Annotated in this window: 16 protein-coding genes and 1 tRNA gene; all 17 read right to left on the bottom strand. The window is 66.5% G+C overall.

Features of this window, described 5'->3' with window-relative positions:
* The coding region (locus AOK01_RS30600; RefSeq protein WP_107099966.1) for a glycosyl hydrolase 115 family protein at nt 1–2,564 on the bottom strand (2,564 nt) is incomplete at its 3' end.
* 238 nt (nt 2,565–2,802) lie between these two features.
* Entirely contained in the window at nt 2,803–3,996 is a 1,194-nt protein-coding gene (gene tuf, locus AOK01_RS30605) for an elongation factor Tu (protein WP_055517363.1), read from the bottom strand.
* 166 nt (nt 3,997–4,162) lie between these two features.
* Nucleotides 4,163–6,292 (bottom strand): elongation factor G, encoded by a 2,130-nt coding sequence (gene fusA / locus AOK01_RS30610; protein ID WP_055517365.1) that lies wholly within the window; start codon nt 6,290–6,292, stop codon nt 4,163–4,165.
* A 39-nt stretch (nt 6,293–6,331) separates the two neighbouring features.
* Nucleotides 6,332–6,802 (bottom strand): 30S ribosomal protein S7, encoded by a 471-nt coding sequence (gene rpsG / locus AOK01_RS30615; protein WP_055517367.1) that lies wholly within the window; start codon nt 6,800–6,802, stop codon nt 6,332–6,334.
* 2 nt (nt 6,803–6,804) lie between these two features.
* Entirely contained in the window at nt 6,805–7,176 is a 372-nt protein-coding gene (rpsL, locus tag AOK01_RS30620; protein ID WP_050372972.1) for a 30S ribosomal protein S12, read from the bottom strand.
* Between the two features lie 278 nt (nt 7,177–7,454).
* Nucleotides 7,455–7,997, bottom strand: a complete 543-nt coding sequence (locus tag AOK01_RS30625; protein ID WP_079103887.1) for a DUF1707 and DUF4190 domain-containing protein — start codon at nt 7,995–7,997, stop codon at nt 7,455–7,457.
* Between the two features lie 151 nt (nt 7,998–8,148).
* Nucleotides 8,149–12,048, bottom strand: a complete 3,900-nt coding sequence (locus tag AOK01_RS30630; RefSeq protein WP_055517370.1) for a DNA-directed RNA polymerase subunit beta' — start codon at nt 12,046–12,048, stop codon at nt 8,149–8,151.
* Between the two features lie 101 nt (nt 12,049–12,149).
* Entirely contained in the window at nt 12,150–15,635 is a 3,486-nt protein-coding gene (gene rpoB / locus AOK01_RS30635; protein WP_055517372.1) for a DNA-directed RNA polymerase subunit beta, read from the bottom strand.
* Nucleotides 15,636–16,270: 635 nt separating this feature from the next.
* Nucleotides 16,271–16,651 (bottom strand): 50S ribosomal protein L7/L12, encoded by a 381-nt coding sequence (rplL, locus tag AOK01_RS30640; protein WP_055517373.1) that lies wholly within the window; start codon nt 16,649–16,651, stop codon nt 16,271–16,273.
* Nucleotides 16,652–16,761: 110 nt separating this feature from the next.
* Nucleotides 16,762–17,292 (bottom strand): 50S ribosomal protein L10, encoded by a 531-nt coding sequence (gene rplJ / locus AOK01_RS30645; RefSeq protein WP_055517375.1) that lies wholly within the window; start codon nt 17,290–17,292, stop codon nt 16,762–16,764.
* Nucleotides 17,293–17,601: 309 nt separating this feature from the next.
* A complete protein-coding gene (locus tag AOK01_RS30650) occupies nt 17,602–18,453 on the bottom strand; it encodes an SCO4651 family lipoprotein (protein ID WP_055517376.1) in 852 nt (283 codons plus the stop codon).
* A gap of 193 nt (nt 18,454–18,646) precedes the next feature.
* Nucleotides 18,647–19,555 carry an SCO4651 family lipoprotein gene (locus tag AOK01_RS30655; protein WP_055517378.1) on the bottom strand — a complete coding sequence of 303 codons (909 nt, stop codon included), beginning with the start codon at nt 19,553–19,555 and terminating at the stop codon, nt 18,647–18,649.
* 162 nt (nt 19,556–19,717) lie between these two features.
* Nucleotides 19,718–20,443: a 50S ribosomal protein L1 gene (gene rplA / locus AOK01_RS30660; protein WP_055517380.1), complete on the bottom strand. Its 726-nt coding sequence runs from the start codon at nt 20,441–20,443 to the stop codon at nt 19,718–19,720.
* Between the two features lie 76 nt (nt 20,444–20,519).
* Nucleotides 20,520–20,954 carry a 50S ribosomal protein L11 gene (rplK, locus tag AOK01_RS30665; protein ID WP_055517382.1) on the bottom strand — a complete coding sequence of 145 codons (435 nt, stop codon included), beginning with the start codon at nt 20,952–20,954 and terminating at the stop codon, nt 20,520–20,522.
* A gap of 193 nt (nt 20,955–21,147) precedes the next feature.
* Nucleotides 21,148–22,125 (bottom strand): transcription termination/antitermination protein NusG, encoded by a 978-nt coding sequence (nusG, locus tag AOK01_RS30670; protein ID WP_055517383.1) that lies wholly within the window; start codon nt 22,123–22,125, stop codon nt 21,148–21,150.
* A gap of 77 nt (nt 22,126–22,202) precedes the next feature.
* Nucleotides 22,203–22,490, bottom strand: coding sequence for a preprotein translocase subunit SecE (secE, locus tag AOK01_RS30675; protein WP_055517385.1), 288 nt, complete (start codon nt 22,488–22,490; stop codon nt 22,203–22,205).
* Nucleotides 22,491–22,599: 109 nt separating this feature from the next.
* Nucleotides 22,600–22,672: transfer RNA gene (locus AOK01_RS30680), tRNA-Trp, on the bottom strand.
* Between the last annotated feature and the right edge of the window lie 223 nt (nt 22,673–22,895).

Consider the following 22,895-nt stretch of genomic DNA (forward strand, 5'->3'; position numbering starts at 1 on the left):
AGCACCCCGACCGTGACCACCGTGCCCGCCCCCTCCACGGTCACCGCCGCCTCGGTCCGTCCGCGCGGAGCCTTCGCCCAGTCCACCGTCAGCACGGCCCGCACCTGCTTCTCGACCCGTCCCCTCGGCCGGTCGACTCTGATCCACGGCACAGCCGACGTGATCCGGTAGTCGAAGGCCGTACGCCCCCGGTTGAAGACCTCGATGTACCGGTCCGGCCGCGTCTGGTACGGGCTGAACACCGGCAGCACGGCCGAGCCCGAGCCGACGGCCGCCGCGCCTGCCGCCGCCCCCGGCCACCACTCCTCCGACCCGTCCACCGCGACACCCAGCTCCGCCCCCGGCCCCACCTCGATCCGCCGCACCGCGGGGAAGATCTCGTCCGGCAGCGCCACGTTGTCCCGCTCGGGCTGCTGCCAGGGCGCGTTCGGGCCGTACCGTTCCACATCCCCGTAGCCGATGTGCGGCTGCGTCTGGAAACCCCGCCATTTGCCGTCCGCCACCCGCGAGTTGAAGCGGTCGGCCAGGGCGAGGTCCCGTGCCAGGCCCGCCTCCGCCGCTGCCGCCAGGTCGTTCGTCGCGGCCCGGCCCTGCCTGGCGTACAGCAGGTTGGTGAACTCCGCCTCCCGCAGCTCGTACAGGTTGGCCGTCGCCTCCACCTCGTACCCGACCAGCTCGAACCAGGCGTCCTGGTCCGTGGCCGGCAGGCGTCGGCCGATCCGCTCCGCGTCCTTCCCGAGCCGCCGCCACTCCTCCGTGACGCGCTCCAGTTCCCGGTGCCCGAAGTGGAACGGCGTCTCCTGGTCGTCGTACACGACCTGCCCGTCCACCAGCGTGATCCTCCGGTTCAGCAGCTCCGGCTTGCGACGCGACTGGAGCTGCCCGTACCTCGCCAGTACCTCGGCGATCTGCTCGGCGATCTCCTCCCCGCGCGCACCGCCGAAGTTCTGCCGCGCATACCGCCGTTCCCACTCCCCCAGGCTCTCCAGCGGCCATCGCCCCGGATTCCACGCATAGTCGAGGAAGAACTCGGTCGGCAGCTCGTTGCCCTTCAGGTCGCCGACGTTCGTGATCCACAGCTCCCGGTTCCCGTACGCGTCCGCCTGGTGGAGCTGGTCCCACAGGTTCGGCAGCGAAGCGGTGTCCACCCACTTGTAGTTGCGGCCGACGCCGACGTAGTCGAAGTGGTAGTACAGGCCGTAACCGCCGCCCCGCGCCGACTCCGCCGGGTCCGGATGCTTGCGGATGTTGCCCCAGTTGTCGTCGGTCAGCACGACGGTCACGTCGTCCGGCGCCCGCAGGCCGCGGTCCCAGTAGCGCTGGACCTCCTTGTAGAGCGTCCAGACCTGCGGGGTCTCGGCGGCAGCCCGCCCCGTGACGTCCTCGATGATCGCTCGCTGCGTCGCGATGATCTCCCGCATCAGCTCGATGCCGTCGCCGTCCGGCAGGCTCGTGTCCCCGTTACCCCGCATGCCGAGCGTGACGACGCCCTCGAAGTCCTGGTCCACCATGCGCTCGATGCCGTCACGCCAGTACGCCTTGACGGCCGCCGCGTTCCGCCGGAACGACCACTCGCCCGTGCCGCCGTACGGGTCCCGCCCCGGCGTCACGACGTTCCCCTCGCTGTCGCGCACGGCCGGCACGGCATGCCGGTTCCACTCCTCGATGCCCCGCATCATCGGCGCCTCATGAGACGTGCCCATGACAATCCCGTACTCCGTGGCCCGCCGGTGATTCTCCGGGTCGTCCTCCGCGAACGCCCGCCCCCACACCGCCGGCCACAGGTAGTTCGCCTTCAGCCGCAGCAACACCTCGAAGACCTTGGCGTAGAAGTCCGCGGTGAAGCCGCCGGGGTGGCCGGGTGCCTTCCCCGGGCCGAAGCACCCGGGCGCCCAGGTCCCCAGCGCCGGGTTCTCGTCGTTGATGAAGACACCCCGGTACTTCACCGCCGGCGTGCCCTGACTGAAACGCCCCGGCAGCACGTAGATCTCGCTGCGCCGCACCGGGCGCACATCGTCCCACCAGTACCAGGGCGAGACCCCGATCCCGTACGAGACGTCGTACGCCCCGAAGATCGTGCCGCGCTGGTCGCTGCCGGCGATCACGAACGCCCGCTCCACCCCGGGCATCGGCCGCTCGACCACGGTCTGCAGCGAGGTCTCCCACCTGCCCCGGATGCCGCGGACGTCGAGCTTCCCGGCCGCGACAAGCCCGTCGATCAGCGGGCTGCGCCCGATCGTCCCCACCAGGACCACCTCGCGTGCGACCGTGCTGCCCGGTCGCACCCCGGTGACTCGCTCGATGTCGTCGCGCAGGTCCCCTGCCACCCGTACGACTCCGGGGTGGTCCTCGGCACCGACCACGACCGGGGCCCCCACCAGCCGGAAGGCGCCCGGCTTCGGCGAGAAGGAGATGTACGCCCCTGGGTCCGCCGCAGTCCTCGGCGCGTCCTGCGCCCACGCGGCACCGGACAGCCCCGGCACCGCGGGCAGCGCCACCAGTCCGGCCCCCGTCGCCCCGAGCACGGCTCTACGGCTGACCCCTCCTGTGCCGCCTCCTGACATACCCCACCCCTAGAACGTCGTCGTACCGCATCCGGATGTGCTCAGCGGCATGACAGATGGTGACGGGGAGGGACTGCCGAGCGGAACGGGTCGTGGGCGCCGAACAGTTTCGTGACGAATCATTTCGACACCGCACAGCCGGTACAACAAAAAGGGCCCGCACGACCGAAGTCGTACGGGCCCTCTCAGCAGCTCTGTGCGGAGCTACCAGGCATCAAGCCCAACAGGCAGGTGAGACCTACTTGTTGATCTTGGTGACCTGGCCGGCGCCCACGGTCCGGCCACCCTCACGGATGGCGAACTTCAGGCCCTCCTCCATGGCGACGGGCTGGATGAGCTCGACGGTCATCTCGGTGTTGTCGCCCGGCATGACCATCTCGGTGCCCTCGGGGAGGGTCACCACGCCCGTCACGTCCGTCGTACGGAAGTAGAACTGGGGGCGGTAGTTGTTGAAGAACGGCGTGTGACGGCCGCCCTCGTCCTTGGACAGGATGTACGCCTGCGCCTCGAACGAGGTGTGCGGGGTGACCGAACCCGGCTTGATGATGACCTGGCCGCGCTCGACGTCCTCGCGCTTGATGCCACGGAGGAGCAGACCGACGTTCTCACCGGCCTGGCCCTCGTCGAGCAGCTTGCGGAACATCTCGATGCCGGTGACCGTGGTGGTGGTCTTCTCGGTCTTGATGCCGACGATGTCGACGGTCTCGTTGACCTTGAGGACACCACGCTCGATACGACCGGTGACGACCGTGCCACGACCGGTGATCGTGAAGACGTCCTCGATCGGCATCAGGAACGGCTTGTCGACGTCGCGCTCGGGCTGCGGGATCGACTCGTCGACGGCCTTCATCAGGTCGAGGACGGACTTGCCCCACTCGACGTCGCCCTCAAGAGCCTTGAGCGCCGAGACCTTGACGACCGGAAGGTCGTCGCCCGCGTACTCGTACTCGGAGAGGAGCTCACGGACCTCAAGCTCGACGAGCTCCAGGATCTCCTCGTCGTCCACCATGTCGGCCTTGTTCAGCGCGACAACGATGTACGGAACGCCGACCTGGCGGGCCAGGAGCACGTGCTCCTTGGTCTGCGGCATCGGGCCGTCCGTGGCGGCGACAACGAGGATGGCGCCGTCCATCTGCGCCGCACCCGTGATCATGTTCTTGATGTAGTCCGCGTGACCGGGGCAGTCGACGTGGGCGTAGTGCCGCGTCTCCGTCTGGTACTCGACGTGCGCGATCGAGATCGTGATACCGCGCTGGCGCTCTTCGGGAGCCTTGTCGATCTGGTCGAAGGCCGAGGCCTCGTTCAGGTCCGGGTACGCGTCGTGCAGCACCTTGGTAATGGCGGCCGTAAGGGTCGTCTTACCGTGGTCGATGTGACCGATGGTGCCGATGTTGACGTGCGGCTTAGTCCGCTCGAACTTTGCCTTCGCCACTGAATCCTCCTGCGGAGTGGTTCTGGTACGCCTTACTCATCGGCGCCAGGGTGATCTTTGCTGGGATGCCGCCCGCCGGATCCTCCCCGGCCGGGACGATCTCTCGTCCCCTGCCGGCTGAGGCCCTGCGGTCGGTGTCAAGCCTAAAGCGTGCAAACGGTGTGCGTTACTCGCCCTTGGCCTTCGCGATGATCTCCTCGGCGACGTTCCGGGGAACCTCGGCGTAGGAGTCGAACTGCATCGAGTAGCTTGCGCGACCCGAGGTCTTGCTGCGGAGGTCGCCGACGTAGCCGAACATCTCCGAGAGGGGCACGAGGCCCTTCACGACGCGGGCACCGGCACGCTCCTCCATGGCCTGGATCTGGCCACGGCGGGAGTTGATGTCGCCGATCACATCGCCCATGTAGTCCTCGGGCGTGGTGACCTCGACGGCCATCATCGGTTCGAGCAGCACGGGGCTGGCCCTGCGCGCACCCTCCTTGAAGGCCTGCGAACCGGCGATCTTGAACGCCAGCTCGGAGGAGTCGACCTCGTGGTAGGCACCGTCGAGAAGCGTGATGCGGACACCCGTCATCTCGTACCCGGCGAGGATGCCGAACTGCATGGCCTCCTGCGCACCGGCGTCCACCGACGGGATGTACTCCCGCGGGATACGGCCACCGGTCACCTTGTTCACGAACTCGTACGCCGGACCGTCGGTCTCGGTGATCGGCTCGATCGCGATCTGCACCTTGGCGAACTGACCGGTACCACCGGTCTGCTTCTTGTGGGTGTAGTCCACGCGCTCGACGGCCTTGCGGATCGTCTCACGGTACGCGACCTGCGGCTTACCGACGTTGGCCTCGACCTTGAACTCACGGCGCATACGGTCGACCAGCACCTCAAGGTGCAGCTCGCCCATACCACCGATGATGGTCTGGCCGGTCTCCTCGTCCGAGTGAACCTGGAAGGAGGGGTCCTCCTCCGCGAGACGCTGGATGGCTACACCCAGCTTCTCCTGGTCACCCTTGGACTTGGGCTCGATGGCGACCTGAATGACCGGCGCCGGGAAGTCCATGGACTCCAGGATGACCGGGTTCTTGTCGTCCGAGAGCGTCTCACCGGTGGTGGTCTGCTTCAGGCCCATCACGGCGACGATGTCGCCGGCGCCCACCGCCTCGATCTCCTCACGCTTGTTCGCGTGCATGCGGTAGATCTTGCCGATGCGCTCCTTCTTGCCCTTGACGGAGTTCAGCACGGCAGTGCCGGACACCAGGCGGCCCGAGTAGACCCGGACGAAGGTGAGCTTGCCCAGGTGCGGGTCGCTCATGATCTTGAACGCGAGGGCGGAGAGCGGCTCGTCCACGGACGGCTTGCGCTTGATGACGACCTCGGGGTCCTTGACGTCGTGGCCTTCGATGGCCTCCACGTCGAGGGGGGTCGGCAGGTAGCGCACGACCGCGTCGAGCAGGGGCTGGACGCCCTTGTTCTTGAACGCGGTGCCACAGAACACCGGGGTGACCGTGACGTCGTTGGACTTGCCGGACGCGATCGTGACGCGACGGATCGCGGCGTACAGCTGCTCCTCGGTGGGCTCCTGGCCCTCCAGGTACAGCTCCATGATCTCGTCGTCGTTCTCGGCGACGGTCTCGACGAGCTTGCCGCGGTACTCCTCGGCAGCCTCGGTGTGGGTGGCCGGGATGTCGACGACGTCGTACATCTCGCCCTTCTCCGCCTCGGCGGACCACACGAAGGCCTTCATCGTGACCAGGTCGACGACACCCTTGAAGTCGGCCTCGGCACCGATCGGGAGCTGCATGACGATCGGCTGCGCGCCGAGGCGGCTGCTGATCATGTCGACGCAGCGGTGGAACTCCGCGCCGGTCCGGTCGAGCTTGTTCACGAAGCAGATGCGCGGCACGCCGTAACGGTCGGCCTGACGCCACACCGTCTCGGACTGCGGCTCAACGCCCGCGACACCGTCGAACACGGTGACGGCACCGTCGAGGACGCGGAGCGAACGCTCCACCTCGACCGTGAAGTCGACGTGCCCGGGGGTGTCGATGATGTTGATGGTGTAGTCGTTGTCCTCAAGCGGCCAGTGACAGGTGGTCGCAGCAGAGGTGATCGTGATGCCACGCTCCTGCTCCTGCTCCATCCAGTCCATGGTGGCGGCGCCGTCGTGGACTTCACCGATCTTGTAGCTGACGCCGGTGTAGAAGAGGATCCGCTCGGTGGTGGTCGTCTTACCCGCGTCGATGTGAGCCATGATCCCGATGTTGCGGACCCTGGCCAGGTCAAGTGAAGTGGTAGCCATAAGGCTTCGGTCTTCTCTCGGTCTCGATGGGGGCTGCGACTACCAGCGGTAGTGCGCGAAGGCCTTGTTGGACTCGGCCATCTTGTGGGTGTCCTCGCGCTTCTTCACAGCGGCACCGAGGCCGTTGGACGCGTCGAGAAGTTCGTTGAGCAGGCGCTCGGTCATGGTCTTCTCGCGACGGGCGCGGGAGTAACCGACCAGCCAGCGCAGCGCCAGGGTGCTCGCGCGACCGGGCTTGACCTCGATCGGGACCTGGTACGTCGCACCGCCGACTCGGCGGGACTTGACCTCAAGGGTCGGCTTGATGTTCTCCAGAGCGCGCTTGAGCGTGATGACCGGGTCGTTGCCGGTCTTCTCGCGCAGGCCCTCCATGGCGCCGTAGACGATGCGCTCGGCGGTGGAGCGCTTGCCGTTCATCAGCACCTTGTTGATGAGCGACGTGACAAGAGGGGATCCATAGACCGGGTCGATGATGACCGGGCGCTTCGGGGCGGGGCCCTTACGAGGCATTTCTACTTCTCCTTCTTGGCGCCGTAGCGGCTGCGGGCCTGCTTGCGGTTCTTGACACCCTGAGTGTCGAGCGAACCCCGGATGATCTTGTAACGAACACCGGGCAGGTCCTTCACACGGCCGCCGCGCACGAGCACGATGGAGTGCTCCTGCAGGTTGTGTCCCTCGCCCGGAATGTAAGCAGTGACCTCGATCCCGCTGGTCAGACGCACACGCGCGACCTTACGCAGGGCCGAGTTCGGCTTCTTCGGGGTGGTCGTGAACACACGCGTGCAGACACCGCGACGCTGAGGCGAACCCTCAAGTGCGGGCGTCATGTTCTTCTTGACCTTGTCTTGCCGGCCATTCCGGACCAGCTGCTGGATCGTAGGCACTACTTCTCCGGTTTCTGTGTGCCGAATGGTGAAGCTAACCTGGAACACCGCCGACCCACGCGGTCGGGTGTGTCGAACACTGCGGATTCCCGCCGTGAGACGAGAGGGGCGCAGATTGCGGTGGCCGGTGATGGCTCCCCTAGTGCGGTTGAAGGCACGCACGGGAGCCAGGGCACACCCCAGGCACAAGGTCTGAGCGTACCTACCTCATAGGCTGCGGTCAAAACAAGTGGACCGCACTAGCATCCCCGAGCTCCCCTGCCAAGCCGCCTCGTCATTCATCCGGACACCAGAAGCGCCGCGAACACCAGCGTCAGCGCCAGCGCCCAGCCCGCGGTGGACAGCCAGCCGAAGACAAGACCGGTGAGCGCGAGACCGTCGCCCCCCTGGCCCGTACGCCGGATCTCGGAGCGGGCGGTGTGGCCCAGGATCACCGCGGGAAGCCCGGTGAGCCCGACCGTCACCAGGCAGAGCACCCCGCAGATCGCCGACCCGACGGCCTTCTCGTTCGTCTTCGCCGGCACAGCGGGCAGGAACGTCCGTGGCACGGGCCCAGAGGCCGCAGGAAGCGGTACGGGCCCCTGCGGCAGGTCTCCCACCAGAAGGGCCAGCTCGCCCACCGTACGGGCCGCGTACGCCCGCGCCACCCGCTTCTCGAACTCGGGCTGCTGCATCCGCCCCTCGGCGAACCCGGCTCTGAGCACATCCACGGCACGCTCCCGATCGGCGGTCGAGGCGAGCATCGAGTGGCCGGCCTGCTCCTGCCAGGGGCGCGGATGATGCCATCCCTGCCCCGGCTGCCACGGTGACGGATACGACACGGGAGCACCTCCCCGGCGGACTGGGTCTCCATCATGCTCCAACGCGGCATTTCCGGCACAGGTTCCCGCACCACTTCATGTCAGTAATTCCCGGCACGCCGAAGGGCGGCCACCCCACCGGGGTGACCGCCCTCCAACTCAAGCGACCCGCTTACTGGTTGTACGGACCGTAGTCGTAGTCCTCCAGCGGAACGGCCTGGCCGGAGCCCGTGCCGAACGGCGAGTAGTCGATGTCGTCGTAGCCGACGGCCGAGTACATCGCGGCCTTGGCCTCCTCGGTCGGCTCGACCCGGATGTTGCGGTAGCGGGACAGGCCCGTACCGGCCGGGATGAGCTTACCGATGATGACGTTCTCCTTGAGGCCGATCAGGGAGTCGGACTTGGCGTTGATCGCCGCGTCCGTCAGAACCCTGGTCGTCTCCTGGAAGGACGCCGCCGACAGCCACGACTCGGTGGCGAGCGAGGCCTTGGTGATACCCATCAGCTGCGGACGGCCGGAGGCCGGGTGGCCGCCTTCCTGCACCACACGACGGTTCTCGGTCTCGAACTTCGACCGCTCGACGAGCTCGCCGGGCAGCAGCTCCGCGTCGCCCGACTCGATGATCGTCACCCGGCGCAGCATCTGCCGGATGATGATTTCGATGTGCTTGTCGTGGATCGACACGCCCTGCGAGTTGTAGACCCGCTGGACCTCGCCGACCAGGTGGACCTGGACGGCCCGCTGACCCAGGATGCGCAGCACGTCGTGCGGGTTGGTGGCACCCACGGTGAGCTTCTGGCCCACCTCGACGTGCTCGCCCTCGCTGACCAGGACCCGGGCACGCTTCGAGATCGGGAACGGCGTCTCGTCGCTGCCGTCGTCCGGGGTGACGACGAGCTTCTTGGTCTTCTCGGTCTCCTCGATCCGCACGCGGCCGGAGGCCTCGGAGATCGGGGCGACACCCTTCGGCGTACGAGCCTCGAAGAGCTCGACGACACGGGGCAGACCCTGGGTGATGTCGTCACCGGCCACACCACCGGTGTGGAAGGTACGCATCGTCAGCTGGGTGCCGGGCTCACCGATGGACTGGGCGGCGATGATGCCGACCGCCTCACCGATGTCGACCAGCTTGCCGGTGGCCAGCGAACGGCCGTAGCACATGGCGCAGGTGCCGACGGCGGACTCGCAGGTCAGGACCGAACGGGTCTTGACCTCCTCGATGCCGTGCTTGACGAGCTCGTCGATGAGGACGTCGCCGAGGTCGGTGTTGGCCGGGGCCAGCACCCGCCCGTCGACGGTGATGTCCTCGGCCAGCGCACGTGCGTACACGCTGGTCTCGACGTTCTCCGCCTTGCGCAGGACGCCGTCGGCGCCCCGCTCGGCGATCGCCAGACGCAGGCCGCGGTCGGTGCCGCAGTCCTCCTCGCGAATGATGACGTCCTGCGAGACGTCGACCAGACGACGGGTGAGGTAACCCGAGTCGGCGGTACGCAGGGCGGTGTCCGCCAGACCCTTACGGGCACCGTGCGTGGAGATGAAGTACTCAAGGACGGACAGGCCCTCACGGAAGGACGCCTTGATGGGACGAGGGATCGTCTCGTTCTTGGCGTTCGACACCAGACCACGCATACCCGCGATCTGACGCATCTGCATCATGTTTCCGCGAGCACCGGAGTTCACCATCATCGAGACCGGGTTGGTCTTCGGGAAGTTCGCGTTCATCGCCTCGGCGACCTCGTTGGTCGCCTTGGTCCAGATCGCGATGAGCTCCTGCGTGCGCTCGTCCTTGGTGATCAGACCACGCTCGTACTGCTTCTGGACCTTCTCGTCCTGGTCCTCGTAGCCCTTGACGATCGCGCGCTTCGCGTCGGGAACGACGATGTCGGAGATGGCCACGGTGACGCCGGAACGCGTCGCCCAGAAGAAGCCGGACGCCTTCAGGTTGTCGAGCGTCGCCGCCACGATGACCTTGGGGTACCGCTCGGCGAGGTCGTTGACGATCTCGGAGAGCTGCTTCTTGCCGACCTCGTAGTCGACGAAGGGGTAGTCCTCGGGCAGCAGCTCGTTGAAGAGCGCGCGGCCCAGCGTGGTGTTCAGGCGGAAGGTGTCACCCTGCTGCCACTCCGGGTCGCCCTCCTCGCGGGCCGGCGGGGTCCAGCCGCGCGGCGGGATGGTGCCCACCGGGAAGCGGATGTCCACGCGCGACTGCAGCGAGAGCTCGCCGGCGTCGAACGCCATGATCGCCTCGGCCGAGGAGCCGAAGGACCGGCCCTCGCCCTTGACGTCCCGCAGCTCGCCGTCGGTGGTGAGGAAGAACAGACCGAGGACCATGTCCTGGGTCGGCATCGTCACCGGACGGCCGTCGGCGGGCTTGAGGATGTTGTTCGAGGACAGCATCAGGATGCGGGCCTCGGCCTGCGCCTCCGCGGAGAGCGGCAGGTGCACGGCCATCTGGTCACCGTCGAAGTCCGCGTTGAACGCGGTGCAGACGAGCGGGTGGATCTGGATGGCCTTGCCCTCGACCAGCTGCGGCTCGAAGGCCTGGATGCCGAGGCGGTGCAGGGTGGGCGCACGGTTCAGCAGAACCGGGTGCTCGGCGATGACCTCTTCGAGGACGTCGTACACGACCGTGCGGCCGCGCTCCACCATGCGCTTGGCGCTCTTGATGTTCTGCGCGTGGTTCAGGTCGACCAGGCGCTTCATCACGAACGGCTTGAAGAGCTCCAGTGCCATCGCCTTCGGCAGACCGCACTGGTGCAGCTTCAGCTGCGGACCGACGACGATCACGGAACGCGCGGAGTAGTCCACGCGCTTGCCGAGGAGGTTCTGGCGGAAACGGCCCTGCTTGCCCTTGAGCATGTCGCTCAGGGACTTCAGGGGACGGTTGCCGGGACCGGTGACCGGGCGACCACGACGACCGTTGTCGAAGAGGGCGTCCACGGCCTCCTGGAGCATGCGCTTCTCGTTGTTCACGATGATCTCGGGCGCGCCGAGGTCGAGAAGCCGCTTCAGGCGGTTGTTCCGGTTGATCACACGGCGGTACAGGTCGTTCAGGTCGGAGGTCGCGAAGCGGCCACCGTCCAGCTGCACCATCGGGCGAAGGTCCGGCGGGATGACCGGGACGCAGTCGAGGACCATGCCCTTGGGGCTGTTGGAGGTCTGCAGGAAGGCAGACACGACCTTCAGCCGCTTCAGCGCACGGGTCTTCTTCTGGCCCTTGCCGGTACGGATGATCTCGCGGAGGCGCTCGGCCTCCTCGTCGAGGTCGAAGGACTCCAGGCGCTTCTGCAGCGCCGCGGCACCCATCGAACCGTCGAAGTACGTGCCGAAGCGGTCACGCAGCTCGCGGTAGAGCAGCTCGTCACCTTCGAGGTCCTGGACCTTGAGGTTCTTGAAGCGGGTCCACACCTCGTCGAGACGGTCGATCTCGCGCTGCGCACGGTCGCGCAGCTGCTTCATCTCGCGCTCGGCGCCTTCGCGCACCTTGCGGCGCACGTCGGCCTTGGCACCCTCGGCCTCAAGCTCGGCCAGGTCGGTCTCAAGCTTCTTGGCGCGGGCCTCCAGGTCGGAGTCGCGACGGTTCTCGACCTGCTGACGCTCGACGGAGACGTGCGCCTCCAGCGAGGGCAGGTCGCGCGTACGACGCTCGTCGTCCACGTACGTGATCATGTACGCGGCGAAGTAGATGACCTTTTCGAGGTCCTTCGGGGCGAGGTCCAGCAGGTAGCCGAGCCGCGACGGAACGCCCTTGAAGTACCAGATGTGGGTGACGGGAGCGGCCAGCTCGATGTGGCCCATCCGCTCACGACGCACCTTGGCGCGAGTGACCTCGACGCCGCAGCGCTCGCAGATGATGCCCTTGAAGCGGACGCGCTTGTACTTACCGCAGTAGCACTCCCAGTCCCGGGTCGGACCGAAGATCTTCTCGCAGAAGAGTCCGTCCTTTTCGGGCTTGAGGGTGCGGTAGTTGATGGTCTCCGGCTTCTTGACCTCACCGTGGGACCACTGACGAATGTCGTCAGCGGTAGCAAGGCCGATCCGCAGCTCGTCGAAGAAGTTGACGTCGAGCACTTGTCGTCAATCCCTCTTTCGGGGTCGATTCTTCACTGGTCTGACTGGGGTCCGGGGTTGGTTAGCCGGGGCTCGTGTTCAGCGAGCCCCGGCCAGACCCGTCAGACCTCTTCGACGCTGCTCGGCTCGCGCCGGGACAGGTCGATACCGAGCTCCTCCGCGGCGCGGAAGACGTCCTCGTCCGTGTCGCGCATCTCGATGGACATGCCGTCCGAGGACAGCACCTCCACGTTGAGGCAGAGCGACTGCATTTCCTTGATGAGCACCTTGAAGGACTCGGGAATGCCGGGCTCAGGAATGTTCTCGCCCTTGACGATGGCCTCGTAGACCTTCACGCGGCCGGTCACGTCGTCGGACTTGATGGTCAGCAGCTCCTGGAGTGCGTACGCGGCGCCATAAGCCTCCAGCGCCCACACCTCCATCTCACCGAAGCGCTGGCCACCGAACTGGGCCTTACCACCCAGCGGCTGCTGGGTGATCATCGAGTACGGACCGGTCGACCGGGCGTGCAGCTTGTCGTCGACCAGGTGGTGGAGCTTGAGGATGTACATGTAGCCGACCGAGACCGGCTCCGGGAACGGCTCGCCGGAGCGGCCGTCGAACATCCGCGCCTTACCGGTCGGGAGGACCATGCGGTCGCCGTCGCGGTTCGGGATCGTGTGCTGGAGCAGACCCGCGAGCTCGTCCTCACGCGCACCGTCGAAGACGGGGGTGGCGACGTTCGTACCGGGGTCGACCTTGTCGGCCCCGATGGACTGCAGTCGCTGCGCCCAGTCCTCGCCGAGCCCGGAGACGTCCCAGCCGCGGCTGGCGAGCCAGCCGAGGTGGATCTCCAGGACCTGTCCCGGGTTCATTCGGGACGGGACACCCAGCGGGTTGAGGATGATGTCGACCGGCGTGCCGTCCTCAAGGAAGGGCATGTCCTCGATCGGAAGGATCTTGGAGATGACACCCTTGTTGCCGTGCCGGCCGGCGAGCTTGTCGCCGTCCGTGATCTTGCGCTTCTGCGCCACGTAGACCCGAACCAGCTGGTTCACGCCCGGCGGCAGCTCGTCGCCCTCTTCACGGTCGAAGACGCGGACGCCGATGACCTTGCCGATCTCGCCGTGCGGCACCTTCAGCGAGGTGTCGCGCACCTCGCGCGCCTTCTCACCGAAGATCGCACGGAGCAGGCGCTCCTCCGGGGTCAGCTCGGTCTCGCCCTTGGGCGTGACCTTGCCGACCAGGATGTCACCGGCGACGACCTCGGCACCGATACGGATGATGCCGCGCTCGTCGAGGTCGGCGAGGACCTCCTCGGAGACGTTCGGGATGTCCCGGGTGATCTCCTCGGGGCCGAGCTTGGTGTCACGGGCGTCGACCTCGTGCTCCTCGATGTGGATCGAGGAGAGGACGTCGTCCTGCACGAGGCGCTGCGACAGGATGATCGCGTCCTCGTAGTTGTGACCCTCCCACGGCATGAAGGCGACGAGCAGGTTCTTGCCCAGCGCCATCTCGCCTTCCTGGGTGGCCGGACCGTCGGCGAGAACCTGGTTCTCGACGACCCGGTCGCCCTCGTCGACGACGACCTTCTGGTTGACCGAGGTCCCCTGGTTGGAGCGGGAGAACTTGGCCACCCGGTAGGTGTTGTAGGTGCCGTCGTCGTTGGCGATGGTGACGTAGTCCGCGGATACCTCCTGGACCACACCCGCCTTCTCGGCCTTGATGACGTCACCGGCGTCGACGGCGCAGCGGTACTCCATGCCCGTACCGACGAGGGGAGCCTCGGCGGTGATCAGCGGCACGGCCTGGCGCATCATGTTCGCGCCCATGAGGGCGCGGTTGGCGTCGTCGTGCTCCAGGAACGGGATCATGGCGGTCGCGACCGACACCATCTGGCGCGGCGAGACGTCCATGTAGTCGACGTCGTCACCGGGGACGTAGTCGACCTCTCCGCCACGACGGCGGACCAGGACGCGCGCCTCCTCGAACCGGAACTCCTCGCTCAGCGGCGCGTTGGCCTGGGCGATGACGAAGCGGTCCTCCTCGTCGGCGGTCAGGTAGTCGACCTCGTCGGTGACGAAACCGTCGGTGACCCGGCGGTAGGGCGTCTCGACGAAACCGAACGCGTTGACCCGGCCGTACGAGGCGAGCGAGCCGATCAGGCCGATGTTCGGGCCTTCGGGCGTCTCGATCGGGCACATGCGGCCGTAGTGCGAGGGGTGCACGTCACGGACCTCGAAGCCGGCCCGCTCACGGGAGAGACCACCCGGGCCAAGAGCCGACAGGCGGCGCTTGTGGGTGAGACCCGACAGCGGGTTGTTCTGGTCCATGAACTGCGACAGCTGGCTGGTGCCGAAGAACTCCTTGATGGAGGCGACGACCGGCCGGATGTTGATCAGGGTCTGCGGCGTGATCGCCTCGACGTCCTGAGTCGTCATGCGCTCACGGACGACGCGCTCCATCCGCGCCAGGCCCGTACGGACCTGGTTCTGGATGAGCTCGCCGACGTTGCGCAGACGACGGTTGCCGAAGTGGTCGATGTCGTCGGTCTCGACGACCATCGAGGTGCCGTTGGGGCCGACGGTCTCGGTCTCACCGGCGTGCAGCTTCACCAGGTACTTGATCGTCGAGATGATGTCCTCGACGGTCAGGATCCCGGCGTCCAGCGGCGCCTCGCTGCCCAGCTTCTTGTTCACCTTGTAGCGGCCGACCTTCGCGAGGTCGTAGCGCTTCGGGTTGAAGTAGAGGTTCTCAAGCAGCGTCTGCGCGGCCTCACGGGTCGGGGGCTCGCCCGGACGCAGCTTGCGGTAGATGTCGAGCAGTGCGTCGTCCTGGCCCTGGGTGTGGTCCTTCTCCAGGGTGGCGCGCATGGATTCGTACTCGCCGAACTCCTCCAGGATCTGCTCGGTCGTCCAACCGAGAGCCTTGAGCAGGACGGTGACGGACTGCTTGCGCTTGCGGTCGATGCGGACACCGACCATGTCGCGCTTGTCGATCTCCATCTCCAGCCAGGCACCCCGGGACGGGATGACCTTGGAGGAGAAGATGTCCTTGTCGGACGTCTTGTCGATGGAGGAGTCGAAGTAGACACCCGGCGAACGGACCAGCTGCGACACCACGACACGCTCGGTGCCGTTGATGACGAAGGTGCCCTTGTTCGTCATGAGCGGGAAGTCGCCCATGAAGACGGTCTGGGACTTGATCTCGCCGGTCTCGTTGTTGGTGAACTCGGCGGTGACGAAGAGCGGGGCGGCGAACGTGAAGTCGCGCTCCTTGCACTCGTCGATGGAGTTCTTCGGCGGTTCGAAACGGTGGTCGCGGAACGTCAGGGACATCGACCCTGAGAAGTCCTCGATCGGAGAGATCTCCTCGAAGATCTCTTCGAGACCGGACTTGGTGGGGACGTCCTGTCCACTGTCCAGAGCCGCCTCGACACGAGCCTTCCACGCGTCGTTGCCGAGCAGCCAGTCAAAACTTTCGGTCTGCAGCGCAAGAAGGTTCGGAACCTCGAGGGGCTCCTTGATCTTTGCAAAGGAGATGCGCAGCGGGGCGGTGCTGGCGCCGTTGTTCGTATTCGCGGTCGAGGCAGTGCGCGAGGCGGCCAAGAGGGGGTCCTTCCGAGGGCTCGGACTCACTACGCGCGTACCGGTCCCAAGCGGGGCACAGAGACGGACGTTTTCCGAACCAGTCAAGTAAGACCAGGTCGGAGTCGGTTCGATCCACAGTGCTCAAGCGAGGGCATGCCCCTGGTGACGGGCAGGAGGCAGCTAACAGGCAGCGCAAAGGGTCAGTGTAGCCACAAGGCTCACTGATGTCCAGTGCGGGTTTTTGAAGACCCTCGTTGTTCTCAACCCCTGCTGCAAGCCACGCCCTCGATGCACATCGATACTGCCCTCTTCGCCGCCGATCCATGCCTCGGATCCGGATCGTTGTGACGACGCGTCCTGAGAATTGCGCGCTGCGTGCGGTTCGTCAAGGCCCCCCATGCCCGAACCGGGTGCTGCCATCGTCACTTGCAACCCGCCATACGGCCCGTCACGGGCGGCCGGAGGCACGAACGAAGATCACCCTACTCGTCGCCACCGACAGTGCAAGGCAGCCGCCGCACGGCCCCTCGAACGCCGAAGAGCGACCACCCAGATGGGTGATCGCTCTTCGGTGCGTCAGCGTTACAGCGTCACTGGAACGGCTGTCACGGCCCTACAGGAGTCCTGACGGACCCGTCGGGGCTTTACTGGTCTTACTTGACCTCGACGGAAGCGCCGGCGCCCTTGAGGGACTCCGCGGCCTTCTCGGCGGCAGCCTTGTCGACCTTCTCAAGGACCGGCTTCGGAGCACCGTCCACGAGGTCCTTGGCCTCCTTCAGACCCAGCGAGGTCAGCTCACGCACGACCTTGATGACCTGGATCTTCTTCTCGCCGGCGCCCGTGAGGACGACGTCGAACTCGTCCTGCTCGGCCTCGGCCTCGGCCGGAGCGGCAGCGGCGGCGGGGCCGGCGGCGACCGCGGCGGCGGCGGTGACGTCGAACTTCTCCTCGAAGGCCTTCACGAACTCGGAGAGCTCGATGAGGGTGAGGTTCTCGAACTGCGCGAGCAGCTCTTCCTGGGACAGCTTCGCCATGATGGCGTCCTTCCACTAATTCGGCAGGTGCCGGGATGTACTGGTGAGGCGGGCGTACGTTCGGCCCGCTACGACCGTCGCCTCAGGCGGCGGTCACTGCGCGAGCCGAGTTACTCGGCACCGCCCTGCTCTTCGAGCTTGACGCGAAGCGCTTCCGCGGTGCGGACGAACTTCGACGGGAGCGCCTGGAAGAGCTGCGCAGCCTGAGTCTGCTTGCCCTTCATGGCACCCGCCAGCTTGGCGAGCAGAACCTCGCGGGACTCAAGGTCCGCGAGCTTCTTGAACTCGTCGGCGGACAGCGCCTTGCCGTCAAGGACACCGCCCTTGATGACGAGGTTCGGGTTGTCCTTGGCGAAGTCACGAAGACCCTTCGCCGACGTCACCGGGTCACCGGAGATGAAGGCAACCGCTGTCGGACCGTTGAACAGGTCGTCGAGCGTGGAGATCCCGGCCTCGTTGGCCGCGATCTTGGTCAGCGTGTTCTTCACCACGGCGTACTGGGCGTCTTCACCGAGCGAACGGCGCAGCGTCTTGAGCTGCGCCACGGTGAGACCCCGGTACTCGGTCAGCACAGCGGCGTTCGAGCTGCGGAACTGGTCCGCGAGCTCGGCTACCGCGGCAGCCTTGTCGGGCCTTGCCATAAGCGTGGCCTCCTTCCGGGTGATGAGGACCGCTCAGAAGGAGACTGGGAAAACGAAACGCCCCGGCGCAGGCGCACGGGGCGTGGCTCTACCTGACGGAATCCGTACGAAGTACGGGACTGTCCGGGAGCTCATCCACAGTCACCTGCGCGGGTCGTCCGCAATTCAGCGGATCCTTCGGTCACCACGCCTCTTACGAGAGCATGGCGACGACCAGCGGTCTTTGGCTTCTGTGGAAGATTACGTGAACGGGGCACCGTCAAGCAAATCCGTACACCGGCCGGCTTCCCGGACCGGCCGGCGGGGAGGTCAGCTGTCGAGGTCGCCCATCATCTCGGCCAGGTCCATGACGTCCTTGGCCGGCGGGGCCTCGACCGTCACGGGCTTGTTGAGGTCCAGGAAGGTGATGGTCATGTCGAGCTTGCCCTTGTCGGCGTCGCCCTGCATACGGAACTGCTTGGTGTGGTCCTCACCGTCGATCCACAGGTCCATCGTGAGCGTGTCCACGCCCATCTCCTCGTACTGTTCGAGAGCCTCCTCCCGCTTCTCACGGGTGGCTTTGCTCTCGCTCTTCAGGGACTTGCGGAACTCGTCGAGGGTGACCGTGCCCTTGTAACGGGTGGTCTCGACGCCTTCGACCTTCTCGGTGCCGACCTTCTTCACGTTCTTGGAACCGGTGAGGAGGGTGGACTCCTGCGCCGGGTTCTTGTCGACGGCCCCCGCCCCCGGGGCCGCGCCGCCCAGCGCGTCGTCACCCAGCGTGGACATGTCGAACTTGATCCAGCTCTTGCCGTCCATCTCCTTGGCGGAAGCGGCGTTCCCGCCTATGTACATCGCCTTGTCGACCAGGCGGATCTCGGCGCTGCCGTCCGTTCCCTGGTCGAGGGCCGTCATCTTCATGCTCATGGCGATATCGGGCTTGATGCGCATCTGGGCCTCGGCCTTGATGCGCCCCTCCTCCGGGACCCGGCCGGTCATCCGGTAGCTGACGGAGGTGAAGTCCTCCGTCTTCTTCGCCGCCTTGGCCACGGCCGCGGCGGGCGTCATGTTCGGCGACTGCTCACTCGCGGCATCGCCGTCGGAACAGCCGACGGCGCCTGCGCCGAGGACGAGTGCGGTGAGGGCCGCGCCCGTCGCCCTGTGACGTACGGAACGGTGCATGGAAAGCCTCATGGTTCCCCCCTAGGAAACAGATGAGCGATTCACAGACAAACCGCGAGAGTATCCCAGGGGAACGCGAGCAGTCCCACGGGTTTCACGAGGCCTGAGTGACCCCTGTGGTGGCTGTCGTCGACTGCCGTCCGAGTCGTCCGAGTCGTCCGAGTGAGCTGCCGGTGTCTCTCAGCTGTGGCTCTCAGCTCGCCGGCTGGGTCTGCATGAGGTCCTTGAAGTCGGCGGTGTCGCCCGCCGCGGGCTCCTGGACGGAGACCTTCACCCCGTAGTCGCTGTAGTACGCCGTGGAGGACATCGAGCCGGTCGCGAGCTCACCCTTCTCGGCCTTCTTGACCAGCAGGTCCTCGTCGTTCACCCAGATGTCGATCGTCTCGGTGGTCACCCCGGCCTGCTCCAGCTGGCGCTTCAGATCGGCCAGCTGCTCCGCGGAGAGGTTCGAGCTCTTGTCGGCGAGGTCCGCGACCTCGACCGTGCCCGAGTAGTGCGTGGTGCTCTCGCCGCGCACCTTCTCCTCGCCGACCTTCTTGACGTCCCCGGAGGCCAGCAGGAGCTTCACCGACTGGTTCGGCGTGGTGTTCTGCATCTGGTCCTTCATGTACGCGCCCGATCCGCCGGCGAGCTTCGCCAGGTCGTCGTACGCGTACTTGATCCAGTGCTTGCCGCCGGACTGCTCGGCGAACTTGTCGCCCATCTTCGCGTAGTAGGCGTCCGGCAGGTAGCGGGCCTCCATGGAGGTGGTGCCCAGCTGGCGCATCTGGTCGGCCATCGTGCCGCCGGTGTACGTGATCGTCAGGTTCCCGGTGAGTCCGTCGGCCCAGCCGAGGGCGCCGTTCGCCTCCATCGACATCATCGTGCCCATGGTCGTGGTGGACTCGACCTTGGCGGAGTCCGCCTTGTCGGTGCTCGCCTCCACGGAACGCAGGGCCGCGATGGGGCTCATCCGGGTCTTGGCCTTGGCGGCGCCCTTGCTGTCCCCGCCCGAGCCCCTGTCCGAGCCCCCGTCGGACGAGCCACTACAGGCCGCGACCCCGGTCAGAGCGGCGGCCACCGCTATCGAGACGGTCACGCGGCGCACGGTCGTGCTCATCATTCGTCCCCCTATGCGATTCCTGTGCTCCGCACGCTAGCGCAGGGCACCGACAGTCGGCCCGGAAACGGCCACCGGAGACAGAGACGGGCCCCGCACCTCGAAAGGTTGCGGGGCCCGTCCTGAAATCGCGTCTGCGACGCGGCTGCCGGGTGAGCGTCAGGCTCAGACGGCGGCCGGGTCCTCCTCGACGAGGAGGTTGCGGGTGCGGTTCGGGTCGATCGGAACGCCGGGGCCGATCGTGGTGCTGATCCCGGCCTTCTTGATGTAACGACCCTTGGCGGCCGACGGCTTCAGACGAAGGATCTCGTCGAGCGCGGCGCCGTAGTTCTCCACCAGCTGCGTGTCGTCGAACGACACCTTGCCGATGATGAAGTGCAGGTTCGAGTGCTTGTCGACGCGGAACTCGATCTTGCCGCCCTTGATCTCGGTCACGGCCTTGACCACGTCCGGGGTCACGGTGCCCGTCTTCGGGTTCGGCATCAGACCACGCGGGCCGAGGACACGGCCCAGGCGGCCGACCTTACCCATGAGGTCGGGGGTGGCGACGACGGCGTCGAAGTCCAGACGCCCCTTCGCCACCTCGTCGATGAGCTCGTCCGAGCCGACGATGTCGGCGCCGGCGGCAGTCGCGGCCTCGGCACGGTCACCGGTCGCGAAGACCAGGACCCGGGCGGTCTTGCCGGTGCCGTGCGGGAGGTTCACGGTGCCGCGGACCATCTGGTCGGCCTTGCGCGGGTCGACACCCAGACGGAAGGCGACCTCGACGGTGCCGTCGAACTTGGAGGTGGAGGTCTCCTTGGCGAGGCGGACGGCTTCGAGCGGGGCGTACAGCTTTTCCCGGTCGATCTTGGCGTCCGCAGCGCGGAGAGACTTGCTGCGCTTGCTCACTACTGCTCCTGTGTGTTGAGGAGTCGTGGTAGGGGCCGAGCAGGCCCTGCCACGGTGTGCTCTACGAAGGTGGGGTTCAGCCCTCGACCGTGATGCCCATGGAACGGGCGGTGCCGGCGATGATCTTCGACGCGGCGTCCAGGTCGTTGGCGTTCAGGTCGGCCAGCTTGGTCGTGGCGATCTCGCGGACCTGCGCCTGAGTGATCTTGGCGACCTTGGTCTTGTGCGGCTCGCCGGAGCCCTTCTCGACACCGGCGGCCTTGAGGATCATCCTCGCGGCCGGCGGGGTCTTGGTGATGAAGGTGAAGGAGCGGTCTTCGTAGACCGTGATCTCCACCGGGATCACCCAGCCGCGCTGCGACTCGGTCGCGGCGTTGTAGGCCTTGCAGAACTCCATGATGTTGACGCCGTGCTGGCCCAGTGCGGGGCCGACCGGCGGAGCCGGGTTGGCCGCACCGGCCTGGATCTGGAGCTTGATGAGCCCCGTGGCCTTCTTCTTCTTGGGAGGCATTGCTCTCTCCGGGTCCTAGTGAGAGTTTCCAGCCATCCATTCCGGATCATCCGGATGGAGGCATACCGCACAACGATAACGGGTATCCTTGTGCGGCCAAAAACCGAGCAGGTCAGACGGTCTCCCGCGACCGGGGAGGTACCCCCAGCGAGAGCCTGTCTGACCTGATCGGAGGCTTGCGGTCCGAAGAACGTCAGTTCTTCTGGATCTGGTCGAAGCTCAGCTCGACCGGGGTCTCGCGGCCGAAGATCTCGACGAGGCCCTTGACCTTCTTCGAGTCGGCGTTGATCTCGTTGATGGTCGCCTGCAGCGTCGCGAACGGGCCGTCGGTGACGGTGACCGAGTCGCCGACCTCGAAGTCCAGTACCTGGACCTCCAGCTTGCGGGACGGAGCCGGCTTGCCCTCGGCCTCCGCGGCCTCGCGGGCGGCCTTCTCCTCGGCCTCGGGGGCGAGCATCTTGACGATCTCGTCCAGCGTCAGCGGGTACGGGTCGTAGGCGTTGCCCACGAAGCCGGTGACGCCGGGGGTGTTGCGGACGACGCCCCAGGACTCGTTCGTCAGATCCATGCGCACCAGCACGTAGCCGGGGAGCTTGTTCTGCTTGATGGTCTTGCGCTCGCCGTTCTTGATCTGCGCGACCTCTTCTTGCGGCACCTCGGCCGCGAAGATGAAGTCCTCGACGTTCAGCGAGACGGCACGCTGTTCGAGGTTGGTCTTCACGCGGTTCTCGTAACCGGCGTACGTGTGGATGACGTACCACTCGCCGGGCAGCGCGCGGAGCTCCTCGCGGAGGGCGGTGACGGGGTCGACCGGCTCGGCCTCCTCCGCCTCCTCCTCGTCGGAGTCCTCGGCGGTCTCGGAGTCGTCGACGGCCTCGGCGGAGTCTTCGGCGGCTTCGTCCGTCTCGTCGCTGTCCTCGTCCGCCTCGTCGGAGACGGACGGGGTGGCGGCGTCATCGACGTCCGGGGTGGCGGCGTCGGCTGCGGTGTCCTCTTCGAGGTCCTCGCCGGACTCGTCCTCGGCGTGCAGGGCAGCCTCTTCGGCGGGCTCGCCCGCGGCGGCGTCGGCAGCCTCGACCTCGTCCTCGACGTCCGCTCCCTCGACGATGTCGCGCTCGTCGTCAACGGACTCGACCGGCTCGACGGCATCGTTCAGGTTCGGGTCAGACACGGTGGCTGCTTCTTCCTGGATCATGGGGGTGGAACACGCGAAAGCGGGCGCCGGGTACGGCGCCCTTCGCGCTTGGCTCAGCCAAAGACGTACTTGGCAGCCTTGTCGAGTCCGAAGTCAATCAGAGTCACGAGGCCGATCATGATGACAACGAACACAATCACCACTGTGGTGTACGTCGTCAGCTGATTGCGAGTCGGCCAGACGACCTTGCGGAGCTCCGCGACGATCTGGCGGTAGAAGAGAGCGAGGCGCTTCAGCGGGCCCTTCTTGGCACGCTTACCGCCCTTGCGGCCCTTCTTCTGGGACTCCGGCGCCTCATCCTGGGCATCAGGCATGTCGATGGAGCCCACGGCGTCCGTCACTCGTCCTCACCTGATTCCGGGTCGTGGCCGTGCCGCGCCCGGTGTGAGCCGCACGGCGGTGCAATGCAGTATGTACATGTGCACACATCCTGGTGAAAGGAGTGTGTAGCAGGGCCGGAGGGACTTGAACCCGCAACCGCTGGTTTTGGAGACCAGTGCTCTACCAATTGAGCTACGACCCTTTGCCTACCTCACAACGTACCGCATCGGTCCGAGTGCTCGGTGTGCACCGGAAGGGCGCGGCTGCTGAAGGCCAACGAGGTGAGAGTGTACGTGGTCGGCGGCCGGTCGTCGAACAGAAAGTGCCGTTACGGACTTTGTCCGTGCGCAACCCCGGCTCCACCCCGGCTCCGTCCCGCGTGGCCCAGTCTGTGAAACCGGTGTGCCGGGGACGTTTCCGGTCTG

The sequence above is a fragment of the Streptomyces aurantiacus genome (assembly GCF_001418335.1).
Taxonomy (GTDB): Bacteria; Actinomycetota; Actinomycetes; order Streptomycetales; family Streptomycetaceae; genus Streptomyces; species Streptomyces aurantiacus.

Excerpts from the sequence above, each read along its gene's own strand:
- rplL (WP_055517373.1), bottom strand. The coding sequence starts at position 16,651 with ATGGCGAAGCTGTCCCAGGAAGAGCTGCTCGCGCAGTTCGAGAACCTC.
- rplJ (WP_055517375.1), bottom strand. The coding sequence starts at position 17,292 with ATGGCAAGGCCCGACAAGGCTGCCGCGGTAGCCGAGCTCGCGGACCAG.
- rpsG (WP_055517367.1), bottom strand. The coding sequence starts at position 6,802 with ATGCCTCGTAAGGGCCCCGCCCCGAAGCGCCCGGTCATCATCGACCCG.
- AOK01_RS30650 (WP_055517376.1), bottom strand. The coding sequence starts at position 18,453 with ATGCACCGTTCCGTACGTCACAGGGCGACGGGCGCGGCCCTCACCGCA.
- AOK01_RS30655 (WP_055517378.1), bottom strand. The coding sequence starts at position 19,555 with ATGATGAGCACGACCGTGCGCCGCGTGACCGTCTCGATAGCGGTGGCC.
- fusA (WP_055517365.1), bottom strand. The coding sequence starts at position 6,292 with ATGGCTACCACTTCACTTGACCTGGCCAGGGTCCGCAACATCGGGATC.
- rplK (WP_055517382.1), bottom strand. The coding sequence starts at position 20,954 with ATGCCTCCCAAGAAGAAGAAGGCCACGGGGCTCATCAAGCTCCAGATC.